Origin of the sequence: Pigmentiphaga soli (assembly GCF_039541095.1) — a bacterium.
Lineage (GTDB): Bacteria > Pseudomonadota > Gammaproteobacteria > Burkholderiales > Burkholderiaceae_B > Pigmentiphaga > Pigmentiphaga soli.
The window spans coordinates 1-16,956 of record NZ_BAABFO010000029.1 but is presented as its reverse complement, the minus strand read 5'-3'; the positions used below and the strand labels follow the sequence as shown (position 1 = coordinate 16,956).

Here is a 16,956-nt window from a genome sequence, read left to right as displayed (position 1 = left end):
ATCGATATGCTGGTCTCCGGCAACACCCTGGCGGTGGAGGCGCTCAGGCGCCACGGCGTCGACACTTTTTTCTTCCTGATGGGCGGGCCCATGCTGGCCCTGGAAAAAGGCGCGATCGACGCCGGCCTGCGCGGCATCGACGTGCGGCACGAACAGGCGGCGGCGATGATGGCCCATGCCTATGCGCGCGTCACCAACCGCGTCGGCGTGTGCATGGCCTGCTCGGGGCCGGGCACCATCAACCTCGGCACCGGCATGGCCAACGCGCTGGTCGATTGCGCGCCCGTGGTCGCGCTGGGCGGCTCCAGCCCGCTCAACGAGGCCGGCACCGGCGCCTTCCAGGAGTTCGACCAGGTGGCCGTCATGAAGCCGGTCACCAAATGGGCCGAGCGCGTCTATGAAACCCGCCGCATTCCCGAGCTGATCGACCAGGCTTTCCGCCAGGCCTTCTCGGGCAAGCCGGGGCCGGTCTACCTGGACCTGCCCAGCGACGTCCTGTACGGGCAGGTGGAGGAATCGTCGGTGACATGGCCCGACCCGGCGCGCGCCGCGGCCCGGCCGCGGCCGGCGGCCGACCCCGCCCAGGTCCGCCAAGTGGTCGATTCGCTGGAAGGGGCCGAGCGCCCGGTGATCCTGTCGGGCAGCGGCGTGCTGTGGTCGGGCGCCAGCGATGCGCTGCGCGAGCTGGCGCAGCGCTACGGCGTCCCGCTCTACACCACGCCGCAGGGCCGCGGCGTGATTGCCGAAGACCTGCCCGAGGCGATGCCGAACGCGCGCTCGACCGCGATGGGCGAGGCCGACCTGGTGCTGGTGGTGGGTACCCGGCTGAACTATGTGTTCAGCCGCGGCCTGCCGCCGCGCATCGCGGCCGGCGCGAAGATGGTCCGGATCGACATCGACCCGGCCGAGGTCGCCGCCAGCCCGCGGGTCGACCTCGGCATCGTCGGCGATGCCCGCACCGTGCTGCAACAGCTGCTGGATGCCGCGGCCGGGCGGCTGTCGGCCGAACGTTACGCCGCATGGCGCCGTCGCCTGGGCGAGGTCGAGGCGGCCCGCCGGCCGAAGCAGGAACAGGCCATCGCCACCGACCAGGTGCCGATCCATCCGCTGCGCCTGTGCAAGGAGGTGCGCGATTTCATCGAGCGCGATGCGATCCTGGTGGTCGATGGCCAGGAGATCCTGAACTACGGACGCCAGACCATCCCCTCCTACCTGCCGGGCCGCCGGCTGAACTCGGGCCCCTTCGGCACCATGGGCGTGGGCCTGCCGTTCGGGCTGGGCGCCAAGGCCGCGCGGCCCGACGCCCAGGTGGTGGTGCTGCACGGCGACGGCTCGTTCGGCATGAACGGCCTGGAGCTCGATACCGCCGTGCGCCACCGGCTGCCGGTGCTGGTGGTGATCAGCCTGAACGGCGGCTGGACCGCCGACCCGAACCGCGACAAGCCCGGCCGGGAACTCGGCTATACGCGCTTCGACGAGATCGCGCGGGCGCTCGGCTGCCACGGCGAGTTCGTCGAACGGCCGCAGGACATCCGCCCGGCGCTGGAACGCGCCTGGGAAGCGGTGCGCGCCGGCCGGCCGGCGGTGGTCAATGTGGTGACCGATTTCGCGGCGCGCGCCGTGACGGTCAAGTTCGCGCAGGCGCTGACCTGATGAGCCACCCTCCCGAGCCCCTGGCCGCCCGCATCGGGCGCGAGGCCCACGCGTTCGGCTACGGCGATCTCGACGTCGCCGCGCGCGGCAAGGTCAAGCTGTGCCTGATGGACATGGTCGGCTGCGCGCTGGAGGCGCGCGCCTTGCCGTGGAGCCGGCAGGCGGCGGTGGCGGCCGGCGCGGCCGGTGACAACGGCGACGGCGGCCCGGCCACAGTGATCGGCTGGCCGCGGCGCGCCGCGCGCGGCGACGCCGCGTTCGCCAACGGCACGATGGGCCACGGCCTGGTGCGCGAGGACATGCACGCCGGCGCCGTCAGCCACCTGGGCGTGGCGATCCTGCCGGCGCTGATGGCGCTGGCCGAAGGCAGGAAGGTGGCCGGCCGCGACTTCATCGCCGCCGCCGTGCTCGGCTACGAGGTCGGCGCCCAGGTCGGCCGCGCGGTCATCGATGCCGAACTGGCGCGCACCCGCCGTCCCACCGGCATCACCGGCCCGATCGGCGCGGCGGCGGGCGGCGCCCGCCTGCTGGGCCTGGCGCCGGCGCAGATCGCCAGCGCGGTGGCGCTGGCGGCCAACGCCACCGGCGGCCTGAACGAATGGGCGCACACCGGCGGCAGCGAAATGTTCTTCCACCCGGGCCTGGCCGCGCGCAGCGGCGTCACCGCCGTGCAGTTGGCGCAGGCCGGCGCCTTCGGCTCGCCGTCGGCGCTCGACGGCCCGGCCGGCCTGTTCGCCTCGCTCGGCAAGGCCGGCGCGCAGGAAGGCGTGCGCCTGTTCGGCGTCGCGCCCGAGATCCTGGCCGTCTACCACAAGCCCGTGCCGGCCTGCAATTTCGCGCAGACCGCCAGCCAGGCCGCGATCGCCGCGGCGAGCGAACTGGCAGCGCCCGCCGAGGCCGTCGCCTCGATCGCGATCCGCGTGCCGCGCGCCGGCGCGCTGTATCCCGGCTGCGATTTCACCGGGCCGTTCGAACGGGTGCTGCAAGCCAAGATGAGCATCCAGTACTGCGTCGCCTCGGCGCTGATCGAAGGCGACGTGACCGAACGCAACTTCGCGTTGCTCGACGATCCGCGCCTGCATCGTCTGCTGGCCCTTACCCGGTTGGAAATCGACGATGAAATGACGCGCGCATTCCCGGCGCGGCAGGGCGGCGAGGTCGAGCTCGCGCTGGCCGGCGGCAGGCGTATCCGCCATCGCCTCGATGACGTGGTCAACGCCTCGCCCGCCCAGGTCCGCGCGCGCTTTCGCGCCGCGTGCGCCGACGCGTTCGGCGCCGGACGCGCCGAACGCATCGAAGCCGCCATCGACGGGCTGGACTACGCGGACGATGCCGGCGCCTGGATCGCGCTGCTGTCCGGCCAAACGACTTTTCACCCCTCAGGAGATCCACGATGAACGACGAACTTTTCCAGCGCGGCCTGAGCATCCGCAAATCCGTCCTCGGCGCCGAATTCGTCGAGAACTCGATCGCCAGCGCCGACGACTTCAACATGCCCATGCAGCGCCTGACCACCGAATACTGCTGGGGCGCGGTATGGGGCCGCGAAGGCCTGCCGCGCAAGTTCCGCAGCATGTTGAACCTGGCCATGATCAGCGCGCTGAACCGCCCGCACGAACTGAAGATGCACATCGCCGGCGCGCTGCGCAACGGCGTGTCGCGCGACGAGATCCGCGAGGTCATGCTGCAGGTGGCCATCTATTGCGGCATCCCGGCCGGCGTCGACTCCTTCCGCATCGCGCGCGAGGTGTTCGCCGAACAGGACAAGACCGGCGCAAAATAGGGTTTTTCATCGCGCAGGCGGAGGCGGCAATGCAGAAATACCAGATGCTGGTCGGCGGCGAATGGGTCGATCCGGCCACGGGCCAGTGGTTCGAGTCCTACAATCCCTACACCGGCGAGCCTTGGGCCCTGATCCCGCGCGGCGGCGCCGACGACGTCGCGCGCGCGGTGGCGGCCGCGCGCAAGGCCTTCTACGACCCCGCATGGCGCAAGCTGACGGCCACCGCCCGCGGCGCGCTGCTGCGCCGCCTGGGCGACCTGATCGCCGCCGACGCCGACCGCCTGGCCGAAATCGAAACGCGCGACAACGGCAAGCTGATCTCCGAAATGCGCTCCCAGCTGCGCTACATGCCGAACTGGTACCACTACTTCGGCGGCCTGGCCGACAAGCTGGAAGGCCGCGTGATCCCGATCGACAAGCCGAACTGCTTCAACTTCACGGTGGAAGAGCCGCTGGGCGTGGTGGCGGCCATCACGCCATGGAACTCGCCGCTGATGCTGGCCACCTGGAAGCTGGCGCCGGCGCTGGCGGCCGGCAACACGGTGGTGTGGAAGCCGTCCGAGCATTCCTCGGTATCGGCGCTGGAATTCGGCAGGCTGTTCGAGCAGGCCGGCCTGCCGCCGGGCGTGGTCAATATCGTGTGCGGCTTCGGCGCCGACGTGGGCGAACCGCTGGTCACCCATCCCGACGTGGCCAAGGTGGCGTTCACCGGCGGCGACGGCTCCGGCCAGCACGTGTACGAACGCGCCGCGCGCGGCATCAAGCCGGTCACGCTGGAACTGGGCGGCAAGTCGGCCAACATCGTGTTCGATGATGCCGACCTCGACAACGCCGTCAAAGGCGTGATCTCCGGCATCTTCGCCGCCACCGGCCAGACCTGCATCGCCGGTTCGCGCGCGCTGGTGCACCGCCCGGTGCACGAGGAATTCGTGCGCCGCCTGGTGGATTTCGCCCGCACCGCGCGCATGGGCAACCCGCTCGACCCGGGTACCCAGGTCGGCCCGATCACCACCCGGCCGCAATACGGCAAGGTGCTGGAATACATCGACATCGCCCGCAACGAAGGCGCGCGCTGCGTGCTGGGCGGCGGCGCGGCGCAGCGCCCCGAATGCGGCACGGGCTGGTTCATCGAGCCCACCATCTTCACCGGCGTTTCGCCCGAAATGCGGATCGCCCAGGAAGAAGTATTCGGCCCGGTGCTGGCCATCCTGCCGTTCGACACCGAAGAAGAAGCCATACGCATCGCCAACGACAGCCGCTACGGCCTGGCCGCCGGCGTGTGGACGCGCGACATGGGCCGCGCGCTGCGCATGTCGCACGCGCTGGAAGCCGGCACGGTCTGGGTCAACACCTACCGCGCCACCAGCTACATGTCGCCCTTCGGCGGCTACAAGCGCTCGGGCATCGGCCGCGAAAGCGGCCTGTCGGCGATCCGCGAATACCTGCAGGAAAAAAGCGTGTGGATCGACACCGGGGCCGAGGTGCCGAACCCGTTCATCATGCGCTAGCCGGGGGCATCCGGCGGCCGGGCGGCCGCCGGCCCCTGCCCGGGATGCCATCTTCCCTGGTCCACCATCAGCTGGATCTGCGTGCGCGCCATGCGCGCCAGCACGCGCGCCGCCTTGGTCACCGGCCGCTGGGTGGAGGTGGCCAGCACCATGGTGCGGGTCAGCGTGGGCTCGACGATGGGCCAGTAGCGGATCCGGCCGGCCTGCACCAGGTGGTGCACGCAGGAGTACGACAGGATGGTATAGGCCACGCCGCGCTCGACCAGCATCAGCGTGGACGGCATGGCGTCGATCTCGACCTGGATGTTGGGGCGGATGCCGGCTTTCATCAGGCATTCGTCCACCACTACCCGCAGGCCGTGCGGGCGGCTCGGCAGAATCAGCGGGATGCGGCTGAGCCGCTCGGCCTCGACCTGGCCGTTGCCGGCGCCGGCGGGGTCGGCCACCGGACCCAGCAGGATCAGTTCGTCGGTCACCAGCGGGTCGGCGGCCAGCGTGCTGATGCGCGGCGCGTTGTACAGAATGGCCACGTCGATGCGGGCATCGATCAGCCATTCCAGCACGTGGCCGCTGAAGCCTTCGGTCACGCCCAGCGACACTTGCGGATACTCGTGATGGAATCGGGCCACCAGCGGCGTGGTCAGCACCGCGCCCACCGACGGCGGCATGCCGATCGCCACGCGGCCGATCAGCGCCGAGCCGAGCGCGCGGAATTCGCTCTTGATGACCGCGCTGCGTTCGGCCATCGCCTGCGCGTGTTCGGCCAGCATCTTGCCGGCCTCGGTCAGCACGATGCCGCGCCCGGTGCGGTGGTACAGGTCTGCGCCCAGTTCGAGCTCCAGCGCGCGGATCTGCCGGCTCAGCACCGGCTGGCCCACCGACAGCTTCAGCGCCGCCCGCGAGAACGCGCCGGTCTCGACGATCGCGAGGAAGTATTCGAGCTGCTTGAGTTCCATGGCATCCGCTTCGTGCGGGCGCTGCCGCCCGGGCGGGGCCATGATTGCACAGGGGCCCGCGAGCCGATAGCTAGCAATGCCCCTGGCCTCAGCCGGCTGCTTCGGGCGGCCGGTCGGGCGCCCGCCGCGGCAGGTGCAGCACGAAGGTCGTGCCGTGGCGGCCGTCGGCGCCCTGGTTCAGCGCGGCGATGCTGCCGCCCAGCACCTCCGTCACCAACTGGTGGGAGATGTGCAGCCCCAGGCCGGTGCCGCCGCGGTGGCGGCTGGTGGTGAAGAAGGGCTCGAACACGGCCTGCAGGTTTTTTTCCGGGATGCCGGCGCCGTTGTCCGAAAAACGGATCGAGACGTGGCCGGCGCCTTGCGCGCGCGAGCGGATCGTGATGAGGCCCGGGCTGCCGTCGGCGAAGGCATGCTTGAGCGCGTTGTCGAGCAGATTGGCGATGACCTGCCCCAGCGGGCCGGGGTAGCTGTCCATCGCCAGCCCCGGCTCCAGATCCAGCTTGAGGGCGACCGGGTCGTCGGGGCTCCACAGCGCCAGCCGCGGCTCGGCGTCGATGATGGCCTGCGCCAGGTCGAAACTGCGCCGCTCCATGGTGCTGCGGTCGACCGCCACCTGCTTGAAGCGCTGCACGATGCCCGACGAACGCCGGATCGCCGCCGCGGCCAGTTCCAGCCCGTGCTCGCCGTTCTGCAGAAAGCGCTCCAGGTCGGACTTGCGCAGGCCCGCGGCGAGCCGGCCGCGCAGCGTGGCCAGGTGCTGCCGGACCGTGCTGAGCGCCAGCGTGGCGCTGCCCAGCGGGGTGTTCAGCTCGTGCGCCACGCCGGCCACCACCATCCCCAGCGAGGACAGCCGCTCGGCTCGCACGAGGTCTTTCTGCATGCTGCGCAGCCGCTCGTTGGCGGCCGCCAGCGATTCGTTGGCCGCCTGCAGCTCGCGGCGCTGGCGTTCTTCCTTGGCCATGCCGCGCAGCATGCTGACGGCGTAGTAGGCGGCGCTCAGCGCGGTGAGCGCCATCAGCACGATCAGCGCCGGCTGCCACCGCCAGGCCAATGCCCGCAATTGTCCGGGATTGATGTTGACCAGCAGGTACAGGTCCAGGTCGCGCGCGGCCAGCGGCAGTTCGGCGTCGGCCCCGCCCGGCTCGAAGCGGGCGAAGGCCCAGCTGCCGGAGCGGTCGTCGAACACGCCCTGTTGCCGCAGGCGCATCGCCCGCCACAGCCCCGGATGCGTCTGCGCCAGGGTGCGCTGCGGCGCGCCGAGCTGCCAGGCCCAGTCGTCGGCGGGCGCCGGGCCGTGGATCCAGTAGCCCGCGTCGTTGGCCAGGTAGACGCTGATGCCCTGCCGGTTCGACAGCCCGGCCAGCCGTTGCAGCAGGCGGCCGGCCTGGTAGTCGATGACGACCACGCCGCGCCGGACGCCGGCCTGCAGTACCGGCGTGGCCACGCGCAGCACGGGCAGGTGCGGCTGCGCCACTGCGCCGTCTTCGTCGTTCAGCTGGATCGCGGAAAGGTACACGCTGCCGGGCGGCAGCTCGGCAGCGCCGATGAAATACGGCTGGCGCTCGCGCTGCCGCTGTCCCGCGGGCGCGGCCAGCGCCGCGCCGCCGTTGCGGCTGTCGACACGGATGCGCTCGCGGCCGCGCTCGTCGATCCAGCGCACCCGCTCGTAGGCCCGGGAACTGGCCGCGAAGGTGGCGAACAGCGCGTCCAGCATCGACTGGCCGGCCTCGTCGGCGGCCGGCAGCCGGCCCAGCACGTCGCTCAGGAACAGCGTGTCGCGGCTGGCGTTGTCTATCGTGCGCGACAGGATGTCGGCCGATTCGCGCAGCGTGTCGTCGCGGTCGCGCGTGAGCGGGCCTTCGACCGTGGCGTCGATGGTCTGCCACAGCAGCGGGAAGCCGAGCGCGATCACGGCCACCCAAGGCACGACGATCAGCGGCAGCCGGCGTTTGACGAAGCGCAGCACGGGGCGGGGCGGGCCGGCGGCGTCAGGCGCGCAGGCGCGCGATGAACGCGTCCAGCGTATCGGGCCGGCCGAACAGATAGCCTTGCGCCCGCGGGCAACCGTGCGCTTTCAGCCATGCCAGCTGTTCCGGCGTTTCCACCCCCTCGGCCACGACCAGCATGTCGAACTGCCGGCCGAGCCGGATCACCATGTCGGCGATGGTGCGGTTCTCGGGGATCACGCCGATCTCGTCGACGAAGCAGCGGTCCACCTTCAGCGTGGTGGCCGGCAGCGTGCGCAGATAGCCCAACGAGGAATAGCCGGTGCCGAAGTCGTCGATGGCGATCGGGAAGCCCGCCTGGCGCAGGGTCAGCAGGGTGTCGCTATTGCCCTGCCAGTTGCCCATCGCCGCCGATTCGGTCAGTTCGATTTCGATCCGGCCCGGCGCGACGCCGTAGCGGGCGATGGTTTCCTGCAGTCGGGCGACGAAGTCGCGCTGGGCCAGTTGCAGCGCCGAGACATTGACGGCGATCGGGACCCCGGGAAAGCCGGCTGCGTCGAGCGCGTTGACCGCCCGGCAGGCCAATTCCAGCACCCGCTGGCCGAGCGGCACGATCAGGCCGTTGGCCTCGGCCATCGGAATGAATTCGGCCGGCGGGATCCGCACGCCGTTGGGGCGGGTCCAGCGCGCCAGGGCCTCGGCGGCCACGATGCGGCCGGTGGCCAGTTCGATCTGCGGCTGGAATTCGATGCCGATCTCGTTGCCGTGCAGCGCGTGGTAGAGCTCGCGCGAACGGGTGAAGCGCTGGTCGGTCTCGCGTTCGATGCCGGGCTGGTAGTCCACCCATTGGCTCAGCCCCTGCGAGCGCGCGCGCTTGAGCAGCAGCGAGGCCATCGCCATCGCGCCGCGCGCCGAACCCTGGTACAGGTCGAGGTCGAGCCGGCCGGCGCCGATGCTGATGAAGGGCGGATGGGTCGGGTCTTCGGGGTCCAGCGACTCGAGCTGGACGATGCACTCGGGCCGCAGCAGCCGGCTGTGGCCGAGGACGGCGAAGGTGTCGTCGTGCAGCCGCGCGACGATGCTGGGCGGCGGGAACACGCTGCGCAGCCGCCGCGCCATCTTCTTGAGCATCAGGTCGCCCTGCTCGATGCCGAGCGACAGGCTGCCGGCCGAGTACTGGTCCAGATCGAGCAGCAGCAGCGTGCGGTTGCGCGGGCCCGGGGTGTCGAGCACGATCTCCACGTGGCGCAGCAGCGCGTTGGCGTTGGGTATGCCCAGCAGCGGGTCTTCGTAGGCGATGCGGTCGAGCCGGCTGGTGAGCGAGACGTTGATCAGGCCCGAGTTGATGTTGCTGGAGAACACGCGCAGCAATTCGCGCTCGGTCGGGTCGAGCGGGCGGCCGGTGGCGAGATAGACGGCGGCGCGCGGGCTTTCGCCGCCGGAGAAGAACAGTACCTGGCTGGCCTCGGATTCGATGCCGGTGCGTTCGGCCAGGCTGCGGCGCAGCAGGCCGCGGATCCGTTCGTCGGACAGCGTGGACAACCGTTGCGACACGTTGGCCGCCAGCTGGCCGGAGGCGCCCACGATCAGCGCGTCGAGCGGATCGCCGTCGGCCGCTTCCTGCACGCAGACGATGCCTTCGGGCTCCAGGTGCAGCAGGCGGCACAGTTCGGCCATCATGCGCTGCGAGAAATCGGCCAGCCCGCGGGCGCGGATCAGGTTGTTGCTGGCTTCGGCGATCACTTGCAGGCCGCGGCGCGCCCGGCCCAGCGCGCGGATCTGTTCCCAGGTGCGCAGGTTGGCCGTCAGGATGCCCAGCAGGCGCGCCTGGGTGAGGTCGGTCTTGAGCCAGTAGTCGCTGATGTCGAGCTGGTCGAGCGAGGCCCGCATCGAGCTCATGCCGGGCTGGCCGGTGACCAGCACGATGCGGATCTCGGCATTGCCGAGCACCTCGCGCACGCTCTTGACCATGCGCAGGCCGGCGTCGTCGGTTTCCATGACCACGTCGAGGATCATGACGGCGATGCAGGGCTCGGCCGCGAGCACCTGCGCGGCCTCCGCCGCCGACGATGCCGCCAGCAGACGCACCGGCGCGCCCTGGAAACGGAAGCCGTCCAGCGCGAGACGGATGGAGCGCTGGAACTCGGCGTCGTCGTCGACCGTCAGGACGATCAATTCCGGCCCGCCGGCGCCCTCTTGCGACGCGGCGGCTTCCGGCAGAAATGTAAAAGCGGCCTCGGCATCTTCATGGCCGGCTGCTTCGGGGCGTTGGCCTTGCATACCGCTTCTCCTCGACGGCGCGGGGCCCGGCTTGAGCCGCTGGCGCGCATTCCGCTGTCGCACGGCGCCGCGCGGCCGTGGCCGGATTGCTCGGCACGCCATGGGCGGCCGGCGCGCATTTGATGGATGGTGTAACCAAATGGTACAAAAGAAGTGACGTAACGCCAACAGCCTGTGGATGCGCATCGCGCAAAAGCCGGCCGGCAAGGAGTAGGGATAGTATGACCGATCGCGATGGCCGTGCCCACGCCCGACCCACTATCTGCCGCTGCCGTACGCCGCCGGCGCGGCGTGAGCCGGGCCGCGCGCGGGTCGGCCCTGATGGCGGTATGCCGCGCAACGGGGCGCAGCCTGTATCATGATCGGCACCATGGAATCCATGACCGCCGCCACCGTCGAAGCCGCCGCCGTGCGGGCCGCTCTGCTCGAGCATGGTCACAAGCCGGGCGCCCTGCTGCCCGTGCTGCACCACCTGCAGGACGAACTCGGCTACGTCCCGCGCGCCGCCGTGCCGCAGCTTGCCGACGCGCTGAACCTGTCGCGCGCCGAGGTCTACGGCGTGCTCACCTTCTACCATCATTTCCGCTCGGAGCCGGGCGGCCGCCACCGCGTGCAGGTGTGCCGCGCCGAATCCTGTCGCGCGCTCGGCGGCGAACAACTGCTGGCCCACGTGCGCGAGCGCCTGGGCTGTCCCGGCGCCGATGCCGGCGCCGACGGCCGCTTCACCGTCGAGCCGGTGTACTGCCTGGGCCTGTGCGCGTCGTCGCCGGCCCTGGCGGTGGACGGGCGCCCCTATGCGCGCATGACGCCGCAGCGCTTCGAACGGGTGCTGGCGCAACTGGCGGAGACGGGGGAATGACCATGCTCGCCAATCCGTCCGCCCGTCCAGCCGCCGGGCGCGCGTCCCGCCGGGGGCCGGCATGAAACCCGCCGCCGTCTACGTGCCACGCGATTCGGCCGCGCTGGCGGTCGGCGCCGACGAGGTCGCCTACGCGCTGCAGGCCGAATGCGGCCGGCGCGGGCTGCCGATCCGGCTGGTGCGCAACGGCTCGCGCGGCCTGTTCTGGCTCGAACCGCTGGTCGAGGTGGAAACCCCGCGCGGCCGCGTCGCCTACGGCCCGGTCGACGCCGCCGACGTTCCCGCCCTGCTCGACGCCGGCCTGCTGGCCGGCGCCCCGCATCCGCTGTGCCATGGGCTGACCGATGCCATTGCCTACCTGGCGCGCCAGGAGCGCCTGACCTTCGCGCGGATGGGCGTGACCGACCCGCTGTCGCTGGACGACTACCGCGCGCTGGGCGGCTACGCCGGCCTGGAGCGCGCGCTGGCCAAGACGCCCGAGGCCATCATCGACGACGTGCTGCAGTCCGGCCTGCGCGGCCGCGGCGGCGCCGCCTTCCCGGCCGGCATCAAGTGGAAGACCGTGCGCCAGGCCCGGGCCGCGCAGAAATACGTGGTCTGCAATGCCGACGAAGGCGATTCGGGCACCTTCTCCGACCGCATGACGATGGAAGGCGACCCGTTCATGCTGATCGAGGGCATGACCATCGCCGCGCTGGCCACCGGCGCCACCCGCGGCTATGTGTACGTGCGCTCCGAATATCCGCATGCCGTCGCCACGCTGGAAGAGGCGATCCGCATCGCGCTGGCGCACGGCCTGCTGGGCGACGACATCCTCGGCGCCGGCCGCGCGTTCCGGCTGGAAGTGCGCAAGGCCGCCGGCGCCTACGTGTGCGGCGAGGAAACCGCGCTGCTGGAAAGCCTGGAAGGCCGGCGCGGCACGGTGCGCGCCAAGCCGCCGCTGCCCGCGCTGCAAGGCCTGTTCGGCCAGCCCACCGTGATCAACAACGTCATCACCTTCGCCAGCGTGCCGCTGATCCTGGCGCGCGGCCCCGCCTTCTATCGCGACTACGGCGTGGGCCGCTCGCACGGCACGCTGCCGATCCAGCTGGCCGGCAACATCCGGCACGGCGGCCTGGTGGAAAAGGCCTTCGGCGTCACGCTGCGCGAACTGCTGTACGACTTCGGCGGCGGCTCGGCCACGGGGCGGCCGATCAAGGCGGTGCAGGTGGGCGGCCCGCTGGGGGCCTACGTGCCCGAGTCGCAGTGGGACGTGCCGCTCGACTACGAAGCCTATGCCGCGATGGGGGCGGTGGTGGGGCACGGCGGCATCGTGGTGCACGACGACGGCGCCGACCTGGCCGGGCTGGCGCGCTACGCGATGGAGTTCTGCGCCATCGAATCGTGCGGCAAGTGCACCCCGTGCCGCATCGGCTCGACCCGCGGGGTGGAGGTCATCGACCGCCTGCGGGCCGCCGAGCTGCCGGAACAGCGCCGGCAGCAGGAACGGCTGCTGCGCGACCTGTGCGACACCATGCTGAACGGCTCGCTGTGCGCGATGGGCGGCATGACGCCGTACCCGGTGCTATCGGCCCTGAACCACTATCCCAGGGATTTTGGCCTGGGGACGGGCGAAACCGGCCGCGCCGCCTAGAAAGGAGACAATCATGCCGCATCTTCCGCAAGACATGGACTACGGCACGCCGCGGCGCGAATCGGCCGAGCGGGTCACGCTGGAGATCGACGGCGCGCCGGTGAGCGTGCCGGCCGGCACCTCGCTGATGCGCGCGGCGGCCGAGGCGGGCATCAAGGTGCCGAAGCTGTGCGCCACCGACAGCCTGGAGCCGTTCGGGTCGTGCCGCCTGTGCCTGGTCGAGATCGAGGGCCGGCGCGGCTTCCCGGCTTCCTGCACGACCCCGGCCGAGGCCGGCATGAAGGTCCGCACGCAGACCCCGCGCCTGCAGGAACTGCGCAAGGGCGTGATGGAGCTGTACATCTCCGACCACCCGCTGGACTGCCTGACCTGTTCGGCCAACGGCGACTGCGAACTGCAGGAAATGGCCGGCGTGACCGGGCTGCGCGCGGTGCGCTACGGCTTCGACGGCGCCAACCATCTCGGCGCCGCCAAGGACGAATCCAACCCGTACTTCGCCTACGACCCCTCCAAGTGCATCGTCTGCAACCGCTGCGTGCGCGCCTGCGAGGAAACGCAGGGCACCTTCGCGTTGACGATCGGCGGCCGCGGTTTCGAGTCGCGCGTGTCGGCCGGGATGGACGAGCCCTTCCTCGATTCCGAATGCGTGAGCTGCGGCGCCTGCGTGCAGGCCTGCCCGACCGCCACGCTGCAGGAAAAGACCGTGATCGAGCTCGGCCTGCCCGAGCACAGCGTGATCACCACCTGCGCCTACTGCGGCGTGGGCTGCGGCTTCAAGGCCGAGATGAAGGGCAGCCAGGTGGTGCGCATGGTGCCGTGGAAAGACGGCAAGGCCAACGATGGCCATTCCTGCGTGAAGGGCCGCTTCGCCTGGGGCTACGCCACCCACAAAGACCGCATCACCAAGCCGATGATCCGCGCGAAGATCACGGATCCGTGGCGCGAGGTGAGCTGGGACGAGGCCATTGCCTACGCCGCCGGCCAGTTCCGCCGCATCCAGGCCGAGTACGGCCGCGAGGCGGTCGGCGGCATCACCTCGTCGCGCTGCACCAACGAAGAGACCTACCTGGTCCAGAAGCTGGTGCGCGGGGCCTTCGGCAACAACAACGTCGACACCTGCGCCCGCGTCTGCCACTCGCCCACCGGCTACGGCCTGGGCCAGACCTACGGCACCTCGGCCGGCACGCAAACGTTCAAGTCGGTGGAGAAGGCCGACGTCATCATGGTGATCGGCGCCAACCCGACCGACGGCCATCCGGTGTTCGGCTCGCGCATGAAGAAGCGGCTGCGGCAGGGCGCGCGGCTGATCGTGATCGATCCGCGTTCGATCGACCTGGTCAAGTCGCCGCACGTGCGGGCCGACTTCCACCTCAAGCTCAGGCCCGGCACCAACGTGGCGGTGATCAACGCGCTGGCCCACGTGGTCGTTACCGAGGGCCTGGAAGACGCCGCCTTCGTGGCCGGGCGCTGCGACGCGCAGAGCTATCGCGAGTGGCGCGAGTTCGTGGCGCGGCCCGAGAATTCGCCCGAGGCGATGGCGCCGGTGTGCGGGGTGCCGGCCGAAACGCTGCGCGCCGCGGCGCGGCTGTACGCGACCGGTTCGGCCGGCGGCGGGTCCGGCGATGCCGAGGGCCACGGGGCCGGTGAGACGGGCGACGGCCGGCGCACGCCGATCTCGGGCCGTCCCAACGCCGCGATCTACTACGGACTGGGCGTGACCGAACACGCCCAGGGCGCCACCATGGTGATGGGCATCGCCAACCTGGCCATGGCCACCGGCAACGTCGGCCGCGAGGGCGTGGGCGTGAATCCGCTGCGCGGCCAGAACAACGTGCAGGGCTCGTGCGACATGGGCTCGTTCCCGCACGAACTGCCCGGCTACCGCCATATTTCCGACAGCACCGTGCGCGGCGAATTCGAGGCCGCCTGGGGCGTGCGGCTCGATCCAGAGCCGGGCCTGCGGCTGCCCAATATGTTCGACGCGGCCATCGCCGGCAGCTTCAAGGGCCTGTACTGCGAAGGCGAGGACGTGGTGCAGTCCGACCCCGACACGCAGCACGTGGCGGCGGCGCTGATGGCGATGGAATGCATCGTCGTGCAGGACCTGTTCCTGAACGAAACGGCCAAGTACGCCCACGTCTTCCTGCCAGGTTCGTCGTTCCTGGAGAAAGACGGCACCTTCACCAACGCCGAACGGCGCATTTCGCGCGTCGCCAGGGTCATGCCGCCGCTGGGCGGCCATGCCGACTGGGAAATCACGGTCAAGCTGGCGCAGGCGCTCGGCATGCAGATGGACTACCGCCACCCGGGCGAGATCATGGACGAGATCGCCGCGCTCACGCCCACCTTCCGCGGCGTGTCGTTCGAGAAGATCGAGCGGCTGGGCAGCGTGCAATGGCCGTGCAACGGCGACACGCCGGAAGGCGGCCAGGAGACCATGCACGTGGACGCCTTCGTGCGCGGCAAGGGCCGCTTCATCATCACCAAATACGTGCCGACCGACGAAAAGGTCACCCAGCGCTTCCCGCTGCTGCTGACCACCGGGCGCATCCTGTCGCAGTACAACGTGGGCGCGCAGACCCGGCGCACCGCCAACAACGTCTGGCACGGCGAAGACCGGCTCGAAATCCATCCGCACGACGCCGAGGACCGCGGCATCGAGGACGGCGACTGGGTCGGCATCGAAAGCCGCGCCGGCCAGACCGTGCTGCGCGCGCGGATCACCGAGCGCATGCAGCCCGGCGTGGTCTACACCACCTTCCACTTTCCCGAGTCGGGCGCCAACGTCATCACCACCGACAGTTCCGACTGGGCCACCAACTGCCCGGAATACAAGGTGACAGCGGTGCAGGTGCTGCCGGTGGCGCAGCCGTCGGCCTGGCAGCAGGAGTTCTCGCGTTTCGCGCGGGTGCAGCAGGATCTGCTGGAACGCGCGCGCGGCGCCGAGGCCTCGGCCGATTAGGGGCGGGCGATGGATACCGACAACCTGGTCCGCATGGCCAACCGGATCGGCGATTTCTTCGATGCCATGCCCGACCGCGGCGCGGCGCTGCACGGCGTGGCCGACCACATCCGCAAGTTCTGGGAGCCGCGCATGCGCCGGCAGATGCTGGAGCACCTGGATACCGGCGGCGCCGGGTTGAACGACTTCGTGCTGGAGGCGCTACGTACGCACCGCGATCTGGTCGCGTCCTGAGCGTGCCGGCCTCCTTCCGACGGCTGCCATGAATTCGTTCTCCCCCGTCCGCTCGGTCGAACGCGCGATCGACCTGCTGCTGGCGCTCAACCGCCAGCCGCTGAGCTCGCTCGACGTCCTGCACCGCCAGACCGGCATTCCCAAGCCCACCCTGGTCCGGCTGCTGGAGACCCTGCAGCGCAAGGAACTGGTGGCGCGCGCCCCGCAGTACGGCACCTACGGCCTGGCCTCCGGCGTCAAGCGCCTGTCGTCGGGCTATCACGGCGTGCCGCGCATCGTCGAGGCCGCGGCCGAGCCGGTCGAGGCGCTGACCAAGAAGATCAAGTGGCCGTTGGCCGTTGCGGTGCCCGACTACGACGCCGTCATCGTGCGCTACAGCTCGATCCCGAATTCGCCGCTGGCGCTGCTGCACTCCACCATCAACATGCGGCTGAGCCTGGCCGGCCGCGCGCTGGGCCGCGCCTACCTGGCCTTCTGCGGCCGCGAAGAGCGCAAGGCCCTGCTCGACATCCTGCGCCTGTCCGAAAACGCCGAAGACGCGCTGGCGCACGACCGCCGCGCGATGGCCGCCGCGCTGAGCCAGATCCGCAAGCAGGGCTATGCGCTGCGCCTGCCCGGCATCCGCCCGGTATCGGGCACCCTGGCGGTGCCGGTGTTCGAGAACCGGCGGGTGATCGCCTCCGTCGGCATGACCTGGATCGCCTCGGTGCTCAGCAACGAGCAGGCGGTGGAACGCTATCTGGAACCCATGCTGGCGCTGTCGCGCGAGGTGACGGAGCGGCTGGGCAAGCTGTGAGGCGCGGGGGGGCGGGCCTACGGACACTTGTATCCCACTACGTATATCCGGTCGGGGTGGCAGGCGATAGAGTGCAGTCCGACTCTTCACCGCATTGCTCGCCATGCCGGACCACGACGCCACCTACAAGTTGCTGTTCTCCCAATCGCCGATGGTGGCCGCGCTGCTGCGCGGCTTCGTGCGCGAGGAGTGGGTAGCGGCCCTGGACCTGTCCACGCTCGAACGCGTCGCCTCGTCCTTCGTGACCGGCGACCGCCGCCGGCGCGAAAGCGACATGGTCTGGCGGGTGCACAGCCGTGCTCGGTGGGTCTACGTCTACCTGCTGCTGGAATTCCAGTCGCGTAGC

At 70.6% G+C, this 16,956-nt stretch carries 13 protein-coding genes; 10 read left to right on the top strand and 3 right to left on the bottom strand.

Going from position 1 to position 16,956, the window contains the following annotated elements:
* Window positions 1-6: 6 nt before the first annotated feature.
* Genes ABD927_RS21305 through ABD927_RS21290 form a run of 4 tightly spaced genes read left to right on the top strand, consistent with a single transcriptional unit; the run spans window position 7 to window position 4,944 of the window.
* Complete coding sequence (locus ABD927_RS21305) at window positions 7-1,653, top strand: thiamine pyrophosphate-binding protein (protein WP_345251882.1); 1,647 nt, start codon at window positions 7-9, stop codon at window positions 1,651-1,653.
* The gene (locus ABD927_RS21300) at window positions 1,653-3,050 is read left to right on the top strand and encodes an MmgE/PrpD family protein (protein WP_345251881.1); all 1,398 of its coding nucleotides are present in this window, start codon (window positions 1,653-1,655) and stop codon (window positions 3,048-3,050) included. The genes ABD927_RS21305 and ABD927_RS21300 overlap by 1 nt, the downstream gene beginning before the upstream one ends.
* Entirely contained in the window at window positions 3,047-3,436 is a 390-nt protein-coding gene (locus ABD927_RS21295; protein WP_345251880.1) for a carboxymuconolactone decarboxylase family protein, read from the top strand. The genes ABD927_RS21300 and ABD927_RS21295 overlap by 4 nt, the downstream gene beginning before the upstream one ends.
* A 29-nt stretch (window positions 3,437-3,465) precedes the next feature.
* Window positions 3,466-4,944 (top strand): aldehyde dehydrogenase, encoded by a 1,479-nt coding sequence (locus ABD927_RS21290; RefSeq protein WP_345251879.1) that lies wholly within the window; start codon window positions 3,466-3,468, stop codon window positions 4,942-4,944.
* Here the strand turns inward: ABD927_RS21290 and ABD927_RS21285 are convergent.
* The 3 genes from ABD927_RS21285 to ABD927_RS21275 form a co-directional block, all read right to left on the bottom strand.
* Entirely contained in the window at window positions 4,941-5,900 is a 960-nt protein-coding gene (locus ABD927_RS21285) for a LysR family transcriptional regulator (protein ID WP_345251878.1), read from the bottom strand. The two genes, ABD927_RS21290 and ABD927_RS21285, sit on opposite strands and share 4 nt — an antisense overlap.
* Before the next feature lie 88 nt (window positions 5,901-5,988).
* Complete coding sequence (locus tag ABD927_RS21280) at window positions 5,989-7,866, bottom strand: sensor histidine kinase (RefSeq protein WP_345251877.1); 1,878 nt, start codon at window positions 7,864-7,866, stop codon at window positions 5,989-5,991.
* Between the two features lie 22 nt (window positions 7,867-7,888).
* Window positions 7,889-10,126 (bottom strand): putative bifunctional diguanylate cyclase/phosphodiesterase, encoded by a 2,238-nt coding sequence (locus ABD927_RS21275; protein ID WP_345251876.1) that lies wholly within the window; start codon window positions 10,124-10,126, stop codon window positions 7,889-7,891.
* A gap of 370 nt (window positions 10,127-10,496) precedes the next feature.
* On the opposite strand from ABD927_RS21275, the gene ABD927_RS21270 reads away from it, so the two are divergent.
* The 6 genes from ABD927_RS21270 to ABD927_RS21245 all read left to right on the top strand — a co-directional run.
* Complete coding sequence (locus tag ABD927_RS21270; protein ID WP_425570330.1) at window positions 10,497-10,985, top strand: formate dehydrogenase subunit gamma; 489 nt, start codon at window positions 10,497-10,499, stop codon at window positions 10,983-10,985.
* A gap of 61 nt (window positions 10,986-11,046) precedes the next feature.
* The gene (locus ABD927_RS21265; protein WP_345251875.1) at window positions 11,047-12,618 is read left to right on the top strand and encodes a formate dehydrogenase beta subunit; all 1,572 of its coding nucleotides are present in this window, start codon (window positions 11,047-11,049) and stop codon (window positions 12,616-12,618) included.
* A 13-nt stretch (window positions 12,619-12,631) separates the two neighbouring features.
* Window positions 12,632-15,580, top strand: a complete 2,949-nt coding sequence (locus tag ABD927_RS21260; RefSeq protein ID WP_345251874.1) for a molybdopterin-dependent oxidoreductase — start codon at window positions 12,632-12,634, stop codon at window positions 15,578-15,580.
* Between the two features lie 9 nt (window positions 15,581-15,589).
* Window positions 15,590-15,814 (top strand): formate dehydrogenase subunit delta, encoded by a 225-nt coding sequence (locus ABD927_RS21255; RefSeq protein ID WP_345251873.1) that lies wholly within the window; start codon window positions 15,590-15,592, stop codon window positions 15,812-15,814.
* A 28-nt stretch (window positions 15,815-15,842) separates the two neighbouring features.
* Window positions 15,843-16,610: a DNA-binding transcriptional regulator gene (locus ABD927_RS21250; RefSeq protein WP_345251872.1), complete on the top strand. Its 768-nt coding sequence runs from the start codon at window positions 15,843-15,845 to the stop codon at window positions 16,608-16,610.
* A 103-nt stretch (window positions 16,611-16,713) separates the two neighbouring features.
* The coding region (locus ABD927_RS21245; protein WP_345251870.1) for an Rpn family recombination-promoting nuclease/putative transposase at window positions 16,714-16,956 on the top strand (243 nt) is incomplete at its 3' end.